Consider the following 15,578-nt stretch of genomic DNA (forward strand, 5'->3'; position numbering starts at 1 on the left):
GCGAGACGCACGACAAGAAGACTCGGGGCAGACGGCGAACGACTCGCCGACACCGAAACCACCAAGCCGACCGGCACTCGCAAGAGGGCCGGTCGGTTTTTTGGTGCGCTAGGCCCACGATTTCTTCGCACAACGCAATGCGCCTACAGGGTATAGTACGCGAAGCAATCTTGCGTAGCGCTCATACTGAAGCAAGCATGAACCTTGCCATGGAACTCCGCCCAGAACTAACGCCAATTGAACTCGACGAATCACTCGTCGCGCGTCTCGCTAAGTTGGCAAGTGCTATTGATGGTGCGGCGGCAGGTGAGTGGGAAGAGAAACTGGCAGAATTCAATCGCCTGGCTGGAACTTCGATTGCTTTCGAGGAACTGCAAGGCATATATGGTGGTGAAGAGCACGAGGATTATGTGCGTCGTCTCTTGTGGTGTCAAAAACTGCACTCGGATCCAGAGTTGACCGTTGCCGAGATGACAGAGATCGTCGAACGCGTCATTGATTGTCGCGAAGCATGCGATTTTTACATGGAGGTCTTCTTGGCTAATTGCAAGCATCCTAGTGGGTCCGACCTTATCTACTGGCCCGATCTAGTGCCAGAGTTACCTCAAGATCGCGAGCCAACTTCGGCAGAGATTGCGGAGTTGGCCATGCGGAGTATGGATTGAGGCCGTTAGGGCTTTCGATGAACACTCTTTCTCCCAATCGATTTGCAATCCTCTGCATCACAGCACTGGTTTCCCTGGGATGCACCCAAGAGAACCCGCCGACTCGTGGTGGGCCTCTCAAGGGGCCGATCACGGTCAAACTGGAGAACGTCGGTAGTTTTGCAGAAGGAGAGTCGTGGTCGTTGGAATTGGATGCGGATCGTATCGTCCATCTCAATATCGGGGGGTATCCGAGCGATAATAGTCGCGTGTTTCAGATCACTCGTGGTCAGGTCGAAGAGCTTCGCGATTTGTTGATCGAACAAGACTTCTTTGCCTTGGATGACGAGTACGGTGAGCTTGTCTCAAGTGGCAGCGAGCAAACGATGACCGTTACTTGCGGCGAGCAGTCGCATACGGTGAAGCTGCATTTTTTGATGAACTGGGCGCGCTTCGAACCCGACCGACTACGTGACCCCGCACGGGCGGTTCGCGTGTGGCGACTGATTCGCGATTGGTTCGACGATGAGGAAGCGGCTGACCTGCGCCGCTACGACGACATGGTGCTGAATGCTGCGCCCGCCTGGTGAGTCGAGGGAGCGTGGATTAACCCCCAATCGCCTTCTCCAACCCCGCTTGATCCAGCACCGGCGTGATTTGGTTCACGTTCAGATTCGTCCACACGCGGAGCGCCTTGAACAGCTCTTGGGAATCGTCGGCCTCGACCAGCGCCCAACCTTCGAGCTGCGTGACCGATTGCCAGTGCCCGAGTTCCTTGACGCCCGCGGGACGTCCCTCGCCCATCGTGCGAAAGCGCTCTTGCGACGCGTCGCGGTGCTCGGGGCTGATTTTGTAAGAGATCATGAATTGCACGGTGAGCCTCCTCCGAACGCAGTAGAGTGAAGTACCTGGCCGCAGCCCAGAGTGTACCAGAGATTCGCTTTCCCGCCTGCTTGTTCCATGGATTGATTTCGACGCAAGTATCGCTAGAGCTATCGCCAAGCCGACGACGCTGGCGGGCGTGTAGGTGTATCGAAGAACCACCCAGCGGCATCGCCGCTATTATTCTGGGAGGTTTCTTTTGTCAGGCCAATTGGGAAAGTCTGGCTTGCTTGGGAATAGGTCGGCGAAGCTCAATGCCAATCGATTGCCATCAGTCGTGAGCTTGCAGGCAGTGAAAGTAGGATCCGCGGGACTGTCAAAGTCGCCACCTCCTAGGATGAGGTCCGGGTGATTCCGCAATAGTTCGATCAAGTCACCGTATCGACTAGCCACCAAAGGACTCAATTCTCCGCCTTCAACATATAGGTCGCCGACGTATCCTTCTCTGCTGAAGCGACTTTCACATTCGTGGAAGGTAAGGTCGCGAGTGTAAAACAAAGAAAGCGTAACGATCTGATCAGAACTTGATGTCCAACGCTCTTGTTCCAGAGTGTTTCCTCGAAAGTAGGTAGCAAGCAAAAGTGACTTTTCGACATCGGTAAGATTCACAAGAAGGCCGCTCACTCACTCAGTGTAGTTGCACCGTAAAACGATATCGCGATTCAAAGATCAAGTAGCGTCAAAACTGTTGACCGACGCTGATTCGGCAATTGGATGTCCGCATTACTCGGCAACTTTACAGGGCTCGCCCAGTTCAGGTTTAGCTGCTACCAGCTTGTTCATATTCTCTCGCGTGGTAACGTAATTCCCAAAGAGGTGGAGGAACTGTAACGAAGGGGTTTTGGCGAAGACAGAGATCTACTCGAATGTCCCAGCCCAACAGCGTTTGCAGGCGGATGTCCAGGCTTTGGACGTTTTGCAGGCGGCTCAGCGCCTTGAGCCCGTCGTCGTCAATGGACGTGCCTTCGATATAGATGGACTCGATTCCGTGACTAGAGGGCCAACCGATAAAGCCGGATCCATCCATGTTCAATTTCTGTATCCACAGCTCCCTCAGGTTGGTGGCTTGATGCCATTTGGCGATGCCTGCGTCGCTCACACCGGAGTTGCGTTCCAGTGTTAACTTTTCGAGGCTAACCATTCCTTGAGCCATGGACATATCGCCGTCGCTAAGGCCATGAATCCCGCTGAGGTCGAGAGTGCGAAGCTTCTTCAAATTCTTGAGGTGCGAAAAGTCCGCGCCGGCGCCCTTGCGGCACTCCCTGAGTTTCAGTGTTTCCAGATTGGGCAACGCACCTATCGCTTTGGCATCGGCGGTTGAGAGTGATGCGCCGTTGTAGATGTCAAGTGAGCCTAAGTTCTCTAGGCGTCCTAGATCTGCCAGCGATCCCGGCTCGAGATGCACATGCCACAGAACTAGCTCTTTCAGCTTTGGAAGAGATGCAATCGCCTCGCCATCAGATGCCCCCAGGCGGTAGCCTCGAGACAGATGCAGCGTTTCGAGATTTTCTAGCCGCGAAATGCTTACCAGGGAGCCCACGTCGGCTTGCACGCTCGGACCACCAAAGCTGAAATCGGGGACCTGACCATTACTACAGGCCTGCAGTTCTTTCAGCAAAGGCAGTGAGCTGATGTAGTCAATCTTCTCTTTGTCGAGCGCTTGGTAGTGCAGCACCAAGCTTTGCAGTTGCTGACATCCTCGAGAGATCGAACGAAACCACTCAACGGGCAATTCCTGTTCACTGTTCACTTGAATGCGGCGTAGGCTTGATATCTTTCCAAGATGTATCGCCTCCGCTGGCGCGAGACTGCCAGTAAACGTAAACTCATCTAGCTCCAGGCGACCTTGAATCTCGGATAGAAAAGCACCTTGCACTTCATCGCAGTTGACAACCGTAAGCGAGTTCAGAGATTTCAGTTTCGATAGGCTGGACAACGCGGTCTCGTCAATGTGCCTCGAGTCGTAGAAGCCGATGGACTCAAGCGTTGCAATAGCCGAAAGGGAAGCTATGCCGTCTCCATCAATGGGCGAGCGGCTTACTTCGAGATGCTGGAGCTTCTGGCCACAGGTGTCGTGGATGCGTTCCCAAGGGACGAACTCGCACTGGGAGAACTCAAGTTGTGTTACCGACGGTATGGAGGAGAGAAGGTCGGTGCTCACGTGGTCGTAGCCAGCAAGTTCGATCTGCGTCACGTTCCTAAAAGGAGCCAGTTTGGTGAGATCCGTTTTGGAAAGCGGAACTTCTCGAAATGTTATCTTCTCCAACTTGGGGAGATGCGCGAGGTTTCCAAGTATGACGTCCTTCTCGAGAGTACTCGAGAGTCGAATTGAATCTAGGTCACTTGGCGTATCCCACAGAAAATGCTCCTTGAGAACTGCCGCGAACGTTTCCGCAGCGAGTTCCGGCGGAGGAATTTCCGCTATTACTTCATGGGATATGGACGGGTTTAAGTCGCTCTCCGGTTTAGAGCAGCCAGCGATCCAACCAACGGCCAAAAGAGCCAATGCTATCCGCATGACGTTTCTCTTGCTCCTCTCTTGGGCCGACGGCTCACCGTGCACTCAACTCATGCACCAAATCCACCAGCGCCTTCGCGTTGTCCGGCGGAGTCTGCGGAAGGATGCCGTGCCCGAGATTGAAAATGTGCCCCGGGCGGTCGGCGGCCTGGTCGAGGACTTGCTGGGTTCGGGCGCGGAGTGTCTCTCGGTCGGCTAGTAGCACCAGTGGGTCGAGGTTGCCTTGCACCGCGCGGTCGTGACCGATGCGCTGCCACGCTTCATCGAGATCGATTCGCCAGTCGACGCCCACGACGTGGCCGCCGGCTTGGGACATCGGCACCAGAAGTTCCGGGTTGCCGGTGCCGAAGTGGATGACTGGCACGCCTGGCGTGAGGCTTTCGATGAGCTGCTTGACGTGTGGCGCGACGAACGTGTTGTAGTCCGTGGGGCCGAGGCAGCCGACCCAGCTGTCGAACAGTTGCACCACCTGTGCGCCAGCGGCGATTTGGGCGTTGAGGTACACGGCCACCGAACGCGCGAGCCGCCCCATCAGCGCGTCCCACGCGCCGCGGTCGCGATACATGAGGGTCTTGGTGTGCAGGTAGTTGCGGCTCGCCCCGCCCTCGATGGCGTAGCTGGCCAGCGTGAACGGAGCGCCGGCGAAACCAATCAACGGCAAGTGGTCGGGCAGGTCGGCGCGGGTTTGCGCGACGGTTTCGATCACGTAGTGCAGCGAATCGGCGCTCTCCAGGTCGATCACACGATCGACGTCGGCCGCTTCGCGGACAGGATTATGAATCACGGGGCCGTCGCCCTTGGCAAACTCGAGGTCCAGGCCCATGGGCTCGAGGATGGGGAGCAAATCGGAGAAGATGATCGCCGCGTCGACGCCCAGGAACTCAACCGCAGTGCACATCACCTCGCTGCACAGTTGTGGGTTGCGGCACAGTTCGAGGAAGCCCACCTTCGCGCGAACTTCGCGATACTCGGCCATGTATCGGCCCGCTTGCCGCATGAGCCACACCGGCGTGTAGTCGGTCGGTTCGCGTCGGCACGCTTTCATGAACGCGCTCTGGTCGTACGGCTTCGCTTCGGTATCGTTGGGCGCGGTGAGTGTCGACAGCGTGGCGACGCGCCGCTTGCGCGCCAGCACATCGTGCGCAGCTTTGGCGGCATGGTTTACCAGGATGCCCATCTTGGGTGGCGAAGCCTCGAAGTCAACCGCCAGCGCGTGCTCGCGCAGCGCGTCGCTGCAGGTGGGACCGATCGAAGCGATCATCATCTGTCGCGCCGCATTCTGGACCTTTTCGGAAAGTCCCAGGTCGTCGGCCAACTTCATCAGGTGGTGCACCTGGTTGGCGGAGGTGAACATCACGACGTCCAACTCGCCGGCGGCCATTCGCCGTACGTTGGCTTCCAGCGGCGCGATGTCTTCGGGGAAGTCCCAAGTGTAGACTTGCAGCTGATCGACCTTGGCGCCTCGCGCTTCGAGCCCCGCGATCAGGCTGGGGTTGGTGGTGCCATACTCCTGTAAGCCCACCACCAGGTTGGCAACCGGTAGCTCCGTGTCGAGCGTGGTCAGCAGCTCGCGCCAGGTGTTGGGCTCGGGAACCCGAACGGTTGGTGTAATGCCAAGTTCCTTTAGCGCAGCAGTTGGTTTGGGTCCTCGAACAACCGTGGTCATGTCGCTGAGCGCGTCGATCAAACGTTGGCGACCGATATGACGTTCGACCGCGTTGACGAAATGCCGCGTGCCAACACCCGTGAGCAACACGAACACGTCGATCTGCCCAGTGATCAGACGATTGGCGAACTCAACTGCGTCGCGGGAATCGGGCAGAGGGACTTCGCGCATGGAGGGACTAACGTACGCGTGTCCACCAACTCGCTCGATCATTCGCGCAATATCGTCTGCGCGCCTGCTTTCCAGCGAAGCGACGCGCAGGCCGTCGAAGTCGCGATTGTCATCGGGCATTGGTTAAATCGGTTGACGGATGTGTAGAAGTGGTTGATTGGGAGTGTTCGAGCCACCAGCTTATCGACGGTCGACTATCATTGTAGGTGAGTCACCGAAGCGCAACCACGCCCTCGATGTGCCAAATCACATGGCACAATTGCGCACAATCTGCGTATCGATTGGTGCGAAAAAGTCGACAAGCGATGTGGAAAACTGGTGCATCCACAAATAGTCGTATTGGGTTGTTGACATTTCTGTTCGACTCAGCACAATAGCAGTCGCGGTGGACATGAATAGTAGTTTGCAGCTTTGAAATAGTCGTAATTTTGTCCCCCGCAAACTGAGATTGAAACACAAAAAGTCAGTCTTTGCTGCCCGCAGGGCAGTCAAGACTCGTTCGGGGCAAGTCTCCCATACCTATTCGACCGCTGAGCTGGGACTCTCAGCGGTTGCGTGTTTTTTTAACGAGCTGGTTTACCCACTGTTGTTTGAGTGCGCACTTAAACAACCACTTGCGGGCCGTTGCTTGTGAGGCCTGTGGCGTTGGGTGAGTGCTAGCATATGGGCTTCGACTTGTGCCGACAGGTAATGCTCGAACGACTCGAGCGGTGTTTCAGGCGTTTCGTCACCTCCCCGTTGTTTTGCTACAACGCACCCGACCATAAACGGGGAGCTAGACCGATGGATCGACGTAGACGGCACCTGTCGTGGGCCCAGGAAACCCTCCCCCTATTTTATAAGTGACTCGCCCGGCTGGTGCTCTGCGCCAGCCGGCTTTGTTTTTACCGGCCTAGGATATTTCGCCAAGCTGAACTTTCCTCAGAGTGATCGCAAGGTCGTTCGCATCGTTCAGACGTTCGTCGAGATCACTAGCCAAGAAGATTCGTTTGACGAAGCATTAGCCATGCCCGAGGTACTCGTCGCCCTTGGCTCCAATCTGGGCGACAGCCAAGCGTCTGTGGAGCGTGCGCTCGAGCGGCTGGACGCGACCGAGGGCTTCTCGCTGCTGGCGGCCAGTTCGTTGCACTCTACCGCACCCGTGGGTGGTCCTGCAGGGCAGGGTGGGTTCACCAACGCGGCGGCGCGGGTTCAAGTCGATAGCTCGCCGCGGCAAGTGCTCACCACGTTGCACAATATCGAGCACGATTTCGGTCGGCTCCGCGACGAGTATTGGGGACCGAGGACTCTGGACCTCGATATCCTGTTAATCGAAGAGCGGGTGATCCAGTCGCCGCTGTTGTCGATTCCTCACCCGCGGATGAGCTTCCGTCCGTTCATGTTGGACCCCGCGGTCGAGATTGCCGGCCAGTGGCAGCATCCCAAGCTGGAAGCCACGCTGCAAGAACTGGCTGACCGTTTGCACCAAGGCAACGACGCCATTTTGCTGTATGGAGGCCTGTCGCACGATCGGAGCTGGCACGCGCGCCAGTTGGCTCGATTGGATCCCAGGGTGCAAGTGGCCCTGGAAGAGGACGATCGAGTCGTGTTATCCGTCGGCCAACCGTCCAGCATCGACCAACCGCGGCTGGCCATCTTTCTCCATACGCCAAGCAGTCGGCTGAAAGCGGGATTTCCGACCCTAACTCTCAAGGCGGGCCTTCGCGAAGAGGCACTGTTTGATACCAGGGCGGCACTGCGTTGCTTGTGGCCGGACCTGGGTCGCGACGACCTCGCGGGGTAGAATACAGGCGCTCGAAGTTCCTGCAGGCCGGCTATGAAGACAGTTACCTCCCCCACGATCGTTCGCACAGGCGAGGACATTCGCCAAGTGGTTCACGACGCACAGCGTGTGGGCCGCCGAGTCGGCGTGGTGCCCACCATGGGTGCGTTGCACCAGGGGCACCTGAGTCTGGTGGACGCCGCGCGCGAGCATTGCGACTTGGTGGTGGTGACTGTGTTCGTGAACCCCACACAGTTCGCGCCGCATGAAGACTACCAGCGGTACCCCCGCGAACTCGACTCCGACGCAGCGAAGCTGGCCCAGCACGGTTGCGACTACGTGTTCGCACCATCGGTCGAAGAAATGTACCCCGATGGCTTCGAGACGTCGATCGACGTGGGCAGCGTCGCGCTACCTTACGAAGGCGAGCGGCGACCGACGCACTTTGCTGGGGTGGCGACCGTGGTGCTGAAGTTGCTGTCGTTGGTGCCAGCCGATGCGGCGTTCTTTGGCCAGAAGGACTACCAGCAGACACTGGTAGTGGGCCAAATGATCCGCGACCTCAACGTGCCGACCGACCTGGTAGTCTGCCCGACCGTTCGTGAGTCGGATGGTCTGGCCATGAGTTCGCGCAACGCCTACCTCGACGAGGACCAGCGGCAACGGGCCACCGCGCTGAGTGCTAGCATGCAACTGGCCGGGCGAATGGTCGATCGTGGCGAGCGGGACGTCGCCACGTTGCGCAGGGCCATGGAGTCGCACTTAGCAGAGGTGGGCGGCGTCGACGTCGACTACATCGCCTTCGTGCGTGCCGGTACGGTCGAAGCCGTGGAGACGATTGCCGGTGAGACGATGGTGCTCATCGCCGCGCGAGTTGGCCAAACGCGATTGATCGATAACATGCAGATCGGGTAAAAGTCTGGCAACGCTTCCCTTATAACGCGTTGGTCATTGGTCAATCGAACTTGGTCATTCACCAACGATCTTGACCCTTCGCCGCCACGTTCCCGCCATGTGTTCCACTCTGTTCCACGTTCCATCGCACCTGTTTGGTGTGCCGCTGTTCGGGTTTGGGCTGTTGTTAGCCATCTTGGTGGTGGGCGCAGCCATCTGGGCAGCGTGGGCGCTGAAACGCGACGGTGGCAAGCAGGACGTTTTGACCTCGCTGCCGGTGTTGGCGATTCTGGCCGGCGGCATCGTGTTCTTGCCGCGGGTATTTCCCGATGGCTTTCCGATTCGCGGATACGGGTTGATGTTAATCGCCGCGGGTGCGTCGGGGCTTGGTTTGGCGTACGTGCGGATGCGGCAGGCGGGGCTGAATCCCGATCTGTTGTTCTCGCTCGCTTTTTGGATGTTCTTGTTGGGCATCGTCGGTGGTCGGGTGTTCTACGTGGTGGAGTATTGGGAGTCCAACTTCTCCCACTTGGAACGTGGCCAAGCGTTGATTGAAGCCGTCAAGTACGTCAACGGAGGCTTGGTGGTGTACGGGGCGCTGGTCGGTGCGACGGTGGCCTTTTTGATCTTCGTGCGGCGGCATCATTTGCCAACGCTGGCCATGGCCGACTTGATCGCGCCCAGCCTGGTGGTGGGCCTGGCGTTTGGTCGCATCGGCTGTTTGCTCAACGGGTGTTGCTTCGGTGGCGTGGCCGATGTGCCGTGGGCGGTGACATTTCCCAAAGAGGGATCGGTAGGCTACAGCCCGCCGTACAAGGCTCAGGTCGATGGTGGCGACTTCTTCGGAATGCACCTGGCGGAGAAAGATGGCCAGGTGCAAGTCGCCCTGGTGCTGCCCGGCAGCCCTGCCGCCAAAGCGGGCGCGGAGGTGGGCGATGTGGTCGAGAGCCTGGCTGGGCACCAAGTGACCAGCGCGACGATGGCGGCCAGCATATTCGAGGCCGCTTTGGCCGAAGGGCACACGTTGCCGGTGAGGTTTCAGGACAAGCCGGAAGTGGTGTTGTCCGCAGTGACCCTGCCGCCGAGAAGCCTGCCCGTGCATCCCACCCAGATTTACAGCGCGGTGAACGCGGGCCTGTTGGCCTGGCTGCTGTGGAGCTACTACCCGTATCGCCGGCGCGACGGCGAGGTCTTCGCCCTGTTGATCACCGTGTACCCAGTGGCACGATTCCTGCTCGAGCGGATTCGCATCGACGAATCATCGTTTTTCGGTACGGGACTCAGCATTTCGCAAAACGTGAGCCTGGTGCTGCTAGCAGCGGCCCTCCTTCTGTGGGGGTACCTGTCGCGGCAGCCCCGCGAGCGGCAATTCGACCCGCCCAAAGCAGAATTTTCTCCAGCGTGAACCCCCCGCGGGCGGCCTGCGTATAGATTTCTAGGTGAGCTGAAATCAGCTGGATGGCACCTGGAACCGACCAGCCGGCCCAATCTGCCTATGGGCCGGCCGAGTCGGTTGGAGTTTCACAATTATTTTCCTTCCCAAGGACCCTCGCGCGCCAATCGAGAGACGATAGTCCCTGTTTCTGGGTCGTCACTTGGTGTTCGGCGATTAGCGCGAGGGTCGCATTTATTTGTCAGGAGTGGAGACCGATGAATTTTGCGTGGCAGAAAATGGCAATCGCTTTTGCAGGTGGCCTGCTGGCGGTCGGCATGATCTTGAATGCCTCGAAGGCTCAGGATGCCACCGCCGACGACGAAGGCACCGTGATCCAAGTTGGTCCCGGGGCTGCGGCCAAGGACCCACTGCCCGGTGAGTTGAACCCCCGGCCCGATATGTTCCGCGGGCGGATGGGCCAGTGGCTACTGCCCGGCAATCCCGACGACCTGGCGCGGCAGCGCCGGCCGGTGTCGCCTTACTACATTGGTGTGGCCGCTGAGAAAGTCGATGCCGCGCTCCGATCGCACGTCGACCTGCCCGATGGGGTTGGCCTCGTGGTGCAAGCGGTGTTCGATGGCAGCCCCGCCGACGAAGGTGGCTTGAAGCCGTACGACATTCTGGTCTCGGCCGACGGCCAAGATCTGCACGACCTGGAAGACTTGATCAATGTGGTGAACGAGCACTCGGGCGACCAGATGTCGCAGTTCACGCTGGAAGTGATTCGCCACAACCAGCCACAGACCGTGTGGGTCACTCCGGCCGAGCGCCCGCAATCCGACAACGTGGCTCGGCCAGGCTTCGGCCGATTGATGCCGCATGGCGAGGACTTCCCCATGTTTGGTGGTCCCGGATTCAACCTGAATCAGGTTCCCGGCAACGTGTCGGTGCAGGTCCAGAGGCAGGGCGATGGGCCCGCGAAGATAACTGTCCAGCGCGGCGATGAAAAATGGGAGATCGAAGGCGACGATCCCGAGTCGCTTGCCCAACTGCCTGAAGACCTGCGGCCGATGGTCGAACGTATGCTCCACGGCGGCAGCGACGATGTGCAGCACTTCGAATTCAAACCGGACATGCAGGGCGACTTGCATCAACGGCTGGAGGAGATGGAGCAGCGGATGCGCGAACTGCAACAGCAGATGCGCGACCGGACGAACGAGGGCGAGCTAAGGTAACACCACACGTAGCCATCGCTCGACGGTATAATTGAAGACAATCAGGCGGTACCTTTGCTCCGAGCCGTGCCCACCTCACCCGCGGGCGCGGTTCGGACTTTTTTGTGCGCGTAGAGTGAAGCCTTGGGTGGCTGGGGACGAGCTCCGCGAGCCCCCAGTTCGATACATCTGTTTGCTGGGGGCTCGTTGCACTCGTCCCCAGGCACCCGACGCTTGCCCGTTCGGCTCACTTGTCGATTTGCGTCAGCCCCGAACTGCGCCGCAATTGCCCGCAAGCGGCGTTGATCTTGTCGCCTTTGCGATGGCGGAACCGCACGGCCAGCCCGCCACTTTCGAGAATCGAACGGAACGTCTGCTGCGCTTCGCTCGATGGCGTGCCGTAAGGCAAGCCGGCGACCGGGTTGTAGGGGATCACGTTCACCAGGGCGGTGCGTCCCGCGAGCAGTTTCACCAGCTGATGCGCGTGTTCCGGGCGGTCGTTCAACTTGGCCAATAGCACGTACTCGAAAGTGAGTCGCCGGCCGCTGTGTTCGAAGTAATAGTCGGCCGCGTCGAGGATGTCGCCGAGTGGCATCTTATCGTTCACCGGCACGATCTGATTCCGCAACTCGTCGTTCGGCGCGTGCAGCGAGATGGCCAGGCGGTAGCGAGTGTCGAGTTCGGCCAAGCGGCGGATCTGTTTGGGCAGCCCGACCGTCGAAACCGTGATCCGCCGATGGCTGATGCCCAGCCCGTCTTCGCGGGCGATCTGATCCAAAGCCGGCAGCAGCGCGGGCAGGTTCGCCAAAGGCTCGCCCATGCCCATCACCACGATGTGGCTGAGCCGTTCCTGGGGATCCAACAGCTGCTGCAGCAGCAGCACCTGCTCGAGGATCTCGCCAGTGGTGAGGTTGCGATCCACGCCGTCGAGGCCGCTGGCGCAGAACACGCAGCCCATGCCGCAGCCCACCTGAGTGCTGATGCACAGCGTGCGGCGCACCTTGTCGCGCAGCAGCACGCACTCGATCTGCCCCCCGCCGGCAAGCGAGAGTAGCAGCTTCTCGGTACCGTCGTCTGCGGTGGTGTGCTTGGCGATGGTGCTGGTCCACAGCGTGAACGACTCGGCCAACTCGTCGCGAACCTTCTGCGGCAAGTCGCTCATCGCCTGAAAGTCGCCCGCTCGTCCCTCGAACAACCAGCGCCGAATTTGCTTGACGCGGAACTTGGGAAGCTTCCGCGCAGCGCACCACTCGGCGAGTTGGTTGTCGATGTCGTCGAGTAGGTGAGAAGAATTCATGGGGGATCGAGTTTCGCGTCATTCCGACAGGAGTTTCACGACTGAGGAATCTACGTTGCTTTGCAACGGCCACGCTGCCACATGGGGTGCTTGGAGTACCAACCTCTTACGTGTTGCAAAGCTGTATCTTGTCCAAACTAGATTTCTCGGTCGCTGGACTCCCTTCGAAATGACACAAAGGGAGACCCTCTTCGAGTTGTCGCCAGAACTTGCAACTATTCCATCCCTGGCACCCACGCGTACAAGTAATACGCCTTCGGCGTGGCCAGTTCGCTAAGCGATGAGAGGTCGATCGCCGGTTGCTGCGGAGCTTTGACCGAGCCGAACAACGCGTCGAGCGGCGCGGGGGGCTTCTTGTATTGCACGCAGCGGACCGTCTTCATGTCCTTCTCCGCCAGATCGGCGGCGCGGGCCAGGGCGGCATCGAGGTAGTCGACCTGGTCCACCAGGCCCAACTCCTTGGCTTGCTGGGCGGTGAATACCTGCCCGGTGGCCACCGCGTCGAGGTCCTCGGGGTTCGCCTTGAAGGCGGGCCGGCCGTCTTTGATCTTCTCCTTGAACTCCGCCAGCATGTCGTCGACCAGCGTTTGGAAGATTTCGCGCTCTTCGGGAGTCATTGGTTTGGTGGGGCTGCCCATGTCTTTGAGTTTATGGCTGACGATCGAATCGTCCTTGATATTCCAGTCTTCCAACGTTCCCGAGAAGTCGTAGTGCGGAATGATCACGCCGATCGAGCCGGTGATGGTGGCCGGCTCGGCAAAGATGCTGTCGGGCGTGTCGCCCACGGCCGAAGCCAGGTAGTAGCCTCCGCTGGCGCAGACGCTGCCCATGCTGACCACGATCGGCAGCTCTTTGCCCTCGACCTTGCCCGTGCGGATAGTGCCATCGGCTAGTTGGCGGAGCTTGTGGTGCAGGTAGTCGCTGTAAGTGACGGTGCCGCCGGGTGAGTTGATCCGCAGCACCACGGCCACCACGTTTTCGTCTTTCCGCACGCGGTCGATCTGATCCATGACGAACGTATCCGCTTCAGAGATCGTTCCCGTGACGTTGATAACCGCAACTTTGTGCACCGCGCTCTCATTGCCGGCGAGGTAACTTTCCTGCGGCCCTGTGGAGGGGTTGAGGTAGCTGTTGTAGGCCAACCGCGTGCTGATGGTCACCAGAATGCTGAACACCAGTGCGGCGATCAGGAATTTTCCGTACCGGCCAAATAGGCTTTCCTTCTGCTGAATGACGATTTGGGGTGGGGTGGGCGTGGGGTCGGCGGTCGACATGGAAATCACCTCGGGGCAGGGGGGAGCGGGCAGGGCGCGACACCGCTGGCGGCCGCAACCGCTAGCACGCCCGCGCGGCGATCCACTATTCTAGGGCGCGCGGGGCGGCAGACAAAGCGTGCCTGCTCCGGCGATGGGTGTTGCCAATTCCGCCGGCAAACAGGTACAGTAAGCCCGTTGACGCGGCTCGGCCGCATCTGCAAGCACCACTGGCGACAAAGGACTGGCAACGTGTTTATCTGTGCTTCCACCGAGTGTTTTCCCGAACTTGGCCCGCGCGAGGTGCTACAGCAACTGGTCGACCTGGAGTACACCGGGGTCGAGCTGACGCTGCACGAGACCGACGGGTGGATGAAGCCCAGCGAGGTGCTTGCCGACTTGGAACGCGCGGTTCAGACCTGTGGCGACACGCACCGCATGCATATCGCCGCGCTGTCGATCGAGATCGAGGCCACCGGCGACGACTACTACAAGCAGTTCGCCGCCTGCTGCAAACTGGCCAAAGCCATCAAGGTGGTCACTTTGGTGGTTCCCTCCTCCGAGTTGGGCACTCCGTTCAACGAGGAGATCGAACGGCTCAAGAGCATGGTAGCGATTGCCGCGTTCGAGGGAGCAGTAGTCGCCATGAAGACCACCATCGGCTCGATGAGCCAGGACCCCGACACGGCCGCAGTGATTTGCGACAACGTGAAAGGCCTGGCCCTGGCGCTCGACCCCAGTCACTACATCGCCGGACCCAACCAAGGGCGGAACTACGACAAGCTGATGAAGTACACCCAGCACGTCCATCTGCGCGACACCACCAAAAACGATCTACAGGTCCGCGTTGGCCAGGGCGAGGTGGACTATGGACGACTCGTCCAGCAACTGGCCAAGGAAAAGTACAACCGCGCCCTGTCGGTGCACATCACGCCCAGCGAAGATGTCGACCACCACGGCGAAATGCGGAAAATGCGGCTCCTGTTGGACAGCTTGCTGTAAGCCGACATCGAATCTCGCCCAATCGGTGGCCAATTGGCCGAGGAGCCAGCTCCCGTCGGTCTTTCGGCCGGTCTGCTTGCATTCCAGGAGGCCAGAACCTCCCTGCTTTCGCGGGGTTTCTTATTACAGCCATCGTCCGTTGGCCCTCGGCTGGCTGAGCGGATAAACTGATACAGTGACCTTCGTTGGTTTTTCGAGTCGCGGACCCGCCCGGCAGGTCCGGCGGAGAAGTTGTCACCGAGAGGTTTTTTGAGCGTAAGCCAGGCCACTATCGATCGCTACACGCAAGCGGACCCCGACGTGCGGCTCATGCTGCGCGTCGCGGCCGACGATGCGCACGCGTTCGAGGAATTGATGCGGCGGTACCAAAGCCGCGTGGTGGGTGTGCTCACTCACTTGGTGGGCCGGCGCGACATGGCCGAAGACCTTGCGCAAGACGTCTTCCTGCGGGTGTACCGCGCCAGGAAGCGATACGTGCCAGCGTCGAAGTTTTCGACATGGCTGTTTACGATTACCAACAATGTGGCCTCAAACGCACTACGTACCCTGTCGCGTCGCAAGGAGGTGAACGTCACACCTGTCTCGCCCGACGCTTCGGGCGCGAACCCCATCGAGCACACGGCCCTGGCGGCCAGCGCGCTGATGCCCACGCGGCAACTCGACAAGTCGGAGATGTCGGAAGTAGTGCGCACGGCCATCGAGACCCTGAACGAACGCCAGCGAATGGCGGTGTTGTTGGCGAAGTTCGAACAACTGAGCTACGCCGAGATCGGCGAGATCATGGACATGACCCCCCAGGCGATCAAGTCGCTCCTGTCCCGAGCCCGAGCCAACCTGCGAGAAGTCCTGGAACCGTATTTAGAACAAGGTGAAGCACTGAAGGTCTAAGTGGCTATTAGC

The 15,578-nt window shown here is 59.4% G+C and carries 13 protein-coding genes; 8 read left to right on the forward strand and 5 right to left on the reverse strand.

Annotated features, from left to right (window positions below):
• The first annotated feature begins 197 nt into the window (after positions 1–197).
• Positions 198–665, forward strand: a complete 468-nt coding sequence (locus ACQK2L_RS08455) for a hypothetical protein (protein WP_425396507.1) — start codon at positions 198–200, stop codon at positions 663–665.
• A 17-nt stretch (positions 666–682) separates the two neighbouring features.
• On the forward strand, positions 683–1,234 hold the full coding sequence (locus ACQK2L_RS08460) for a hypothetical protein (RefSeq protein WP_425396508.1): 552 nt from the start codon (positions 683–685) through the stop codon (positions 1,232–1,234).
• Between the two features lie 16 nt (positions 1,235–1,250).
• Here the strand turns inward: ACQK2L_RS08460 and ACQK2L_RS08465 are convergent, their stop codons facing one another.
• The 3 genes from ACQK2L_RS08465 to hemE all read right to left on the reverse strand — a co-directional run bounded on the left by ACQK2L_RS08465 (position 1,251) and on the right by hemE (position 6,001).
• A complete protein-coding gene (locus tag ACQK2L_RS08465) occupies positions 1,251–1,508 on the reverse strand; it encodes a DUF3303 domain-containing protein (RefSeq protein WP_425397430.1) in 258 nt (85 codons plus the stop codon).
• 778 nt (positions 1,509–2,286) lie between these two features.
• Complete coding sequence (locus ACQK2L_RS08470) at positions 2,287–4,044, reverse strand: hypothetical protein (RefSeq protein WP_425396509.1); 1,758 nt, start codon at positions 4,042–4,044, stop codon at positions 2,287–2,289.
• Between the two features lie 34 nt (positions 4,045–4,078).
• Positions 4,079–6,001 carry a uroporphyrinogen decarboxylase gene (gene hemE, locus ACQK2L_RS08475; RefSeq protein WP_425396510.1) on the reverse strand — a complete coding sequence of 641 codons (1,923 nt, stop codon included), beginning with the start codon at positions 5,999–6,001 and terminating at the stop codon, positions 4,079–4,081.
• 886 nt (positions 6,002–6,887) lie between these two features.
• Here hemE and folK point away from each other — a divergent pair.
• From folK to ACQK2L_RS08495, 4 genes are all read left to right on the forward strand, one after another.
• Positions 6,888–7,664 (forward strand): 2-amino-4-hydroxy-6-hydroxymethyldihydropteridine diphosphokinase, encoded by a 777-nt coding sequence (gene folK, locus ACQK2L_RS08480; RefSeq protein WP_425396511.1) that lies wholly within the window; start codon positions 6,888–6,890, stop codon positions 7,662–7,664.
• Positions 7,665–7,697: 33 nt separating this feature from the next.
• On the forward strand, positions 7,698–8,558 hold the full coding sequence (gene panC, locus ACQK2L_RS08485) for a pantoate--beta-alanine ligase (RefSeq protein ID WP_425396512.1): 861 nt from the start codon (positions 7,698–7,700) through the stop codon (positions 8,556–8,558).
• A 97-nt stretch (positions 8,559–8,655) separates the two neighbouring features.
• Positions 8,656–9,942 carry a prolipoprotein diacylglyceryl transferase family protein gene (locus tag ACQK2L_RS08490; protein WP_425396513.1) on the forward strand — a complete coding sequence of 429 codons (1,287 nt, stop codon included), beginning with the start codon at positions 8,656–8,658 and terminating at the stop codon, positions 9,940–9,942.
• Positions 9,943–10,208: 266 nt separating this feature from the next.
• On the forward strand, positions 10,209–11,147 hold the full coding sequence (locus ACQK2L_RS08495; protein WP_425396514.1) for a S1C family serine protease: 939 nt from the start codon (positions 10,209–10,211) through the stop codon (positions 11,145–11,147).
• A 226-nt stretch (positions 11,148–11,373) separates the two neighbouring features.
• Here ACQK2L_RS08495 and rlmN read toward each other — a convergent pair whose 3' ends face one another.
• Both rlmN and sppA read right to left on the reverse strand, forming a co-directional pair.
• Entirely contained in the window at positions 11,374–12,423 is a 1,050-nt protein-coding gene (gene rlmN / locus ACQK2L_RS08500) for a 23S rRNA (adenine(2503)-C(2))-methyltransferase RlmN (RefSeq protein ID WP_425396515.1), read from the reverse strand.
• Between the two features lie 215 nt (positions 12,424–12,638).
• Complete coding sequence (sppA, locus tag ACQK2L_RS08505) at positions 12,639–13,697, reverse strand: signal peptide peptidase SppA (protein ID WP_425396516.1); 1,059 nt, start codon at positions 13,695–13,697, stop codon at positions 12,639–12,641.
• A 231-nt stretch (positions 13,698–13,928) separates the two neighbouring features.
• On the opposite strand from sppA, the gene ACQK2L_RS08510 reads away from it, so the two are divergent.
• Positions 13,929–14,678 carry a sugar phosphate isomerase/epimerase family protein gene (locus ACQK2L_RS08510; protein ID WP_425396517.1) on the forward strand — a complete coding sequence of 250 codons (750 nt, stop codon included), beginning with the start codon at positions 13,929–13,931 and terminating at the stop codon, positions 14,676–14,678.
• 249 nt (positions 14,679–14,927) lie between these two features.
• Positions 14,928–15,566, forward strand: coding sequence for an RNA polymerase sigma factor (locus ACQK2L_RS08515; RefSeq protein WP_425396518.1), 639 nt, complete (start codon positions 14,928–14,930; stop codon positions 15,564–15,566).
• The last annotated feature ends 12 nt before the right edge of the window (positions 15,567–15,578 follow it).

The sequence above is a fragment of the Aeoliella sp. genome (assembly GCF_965227375.1).
Lineage (GTDB): Bacteria > Planctomycetota > Planctomycetia > Pirellulales > Lacipirellulaceae > Aeoliella.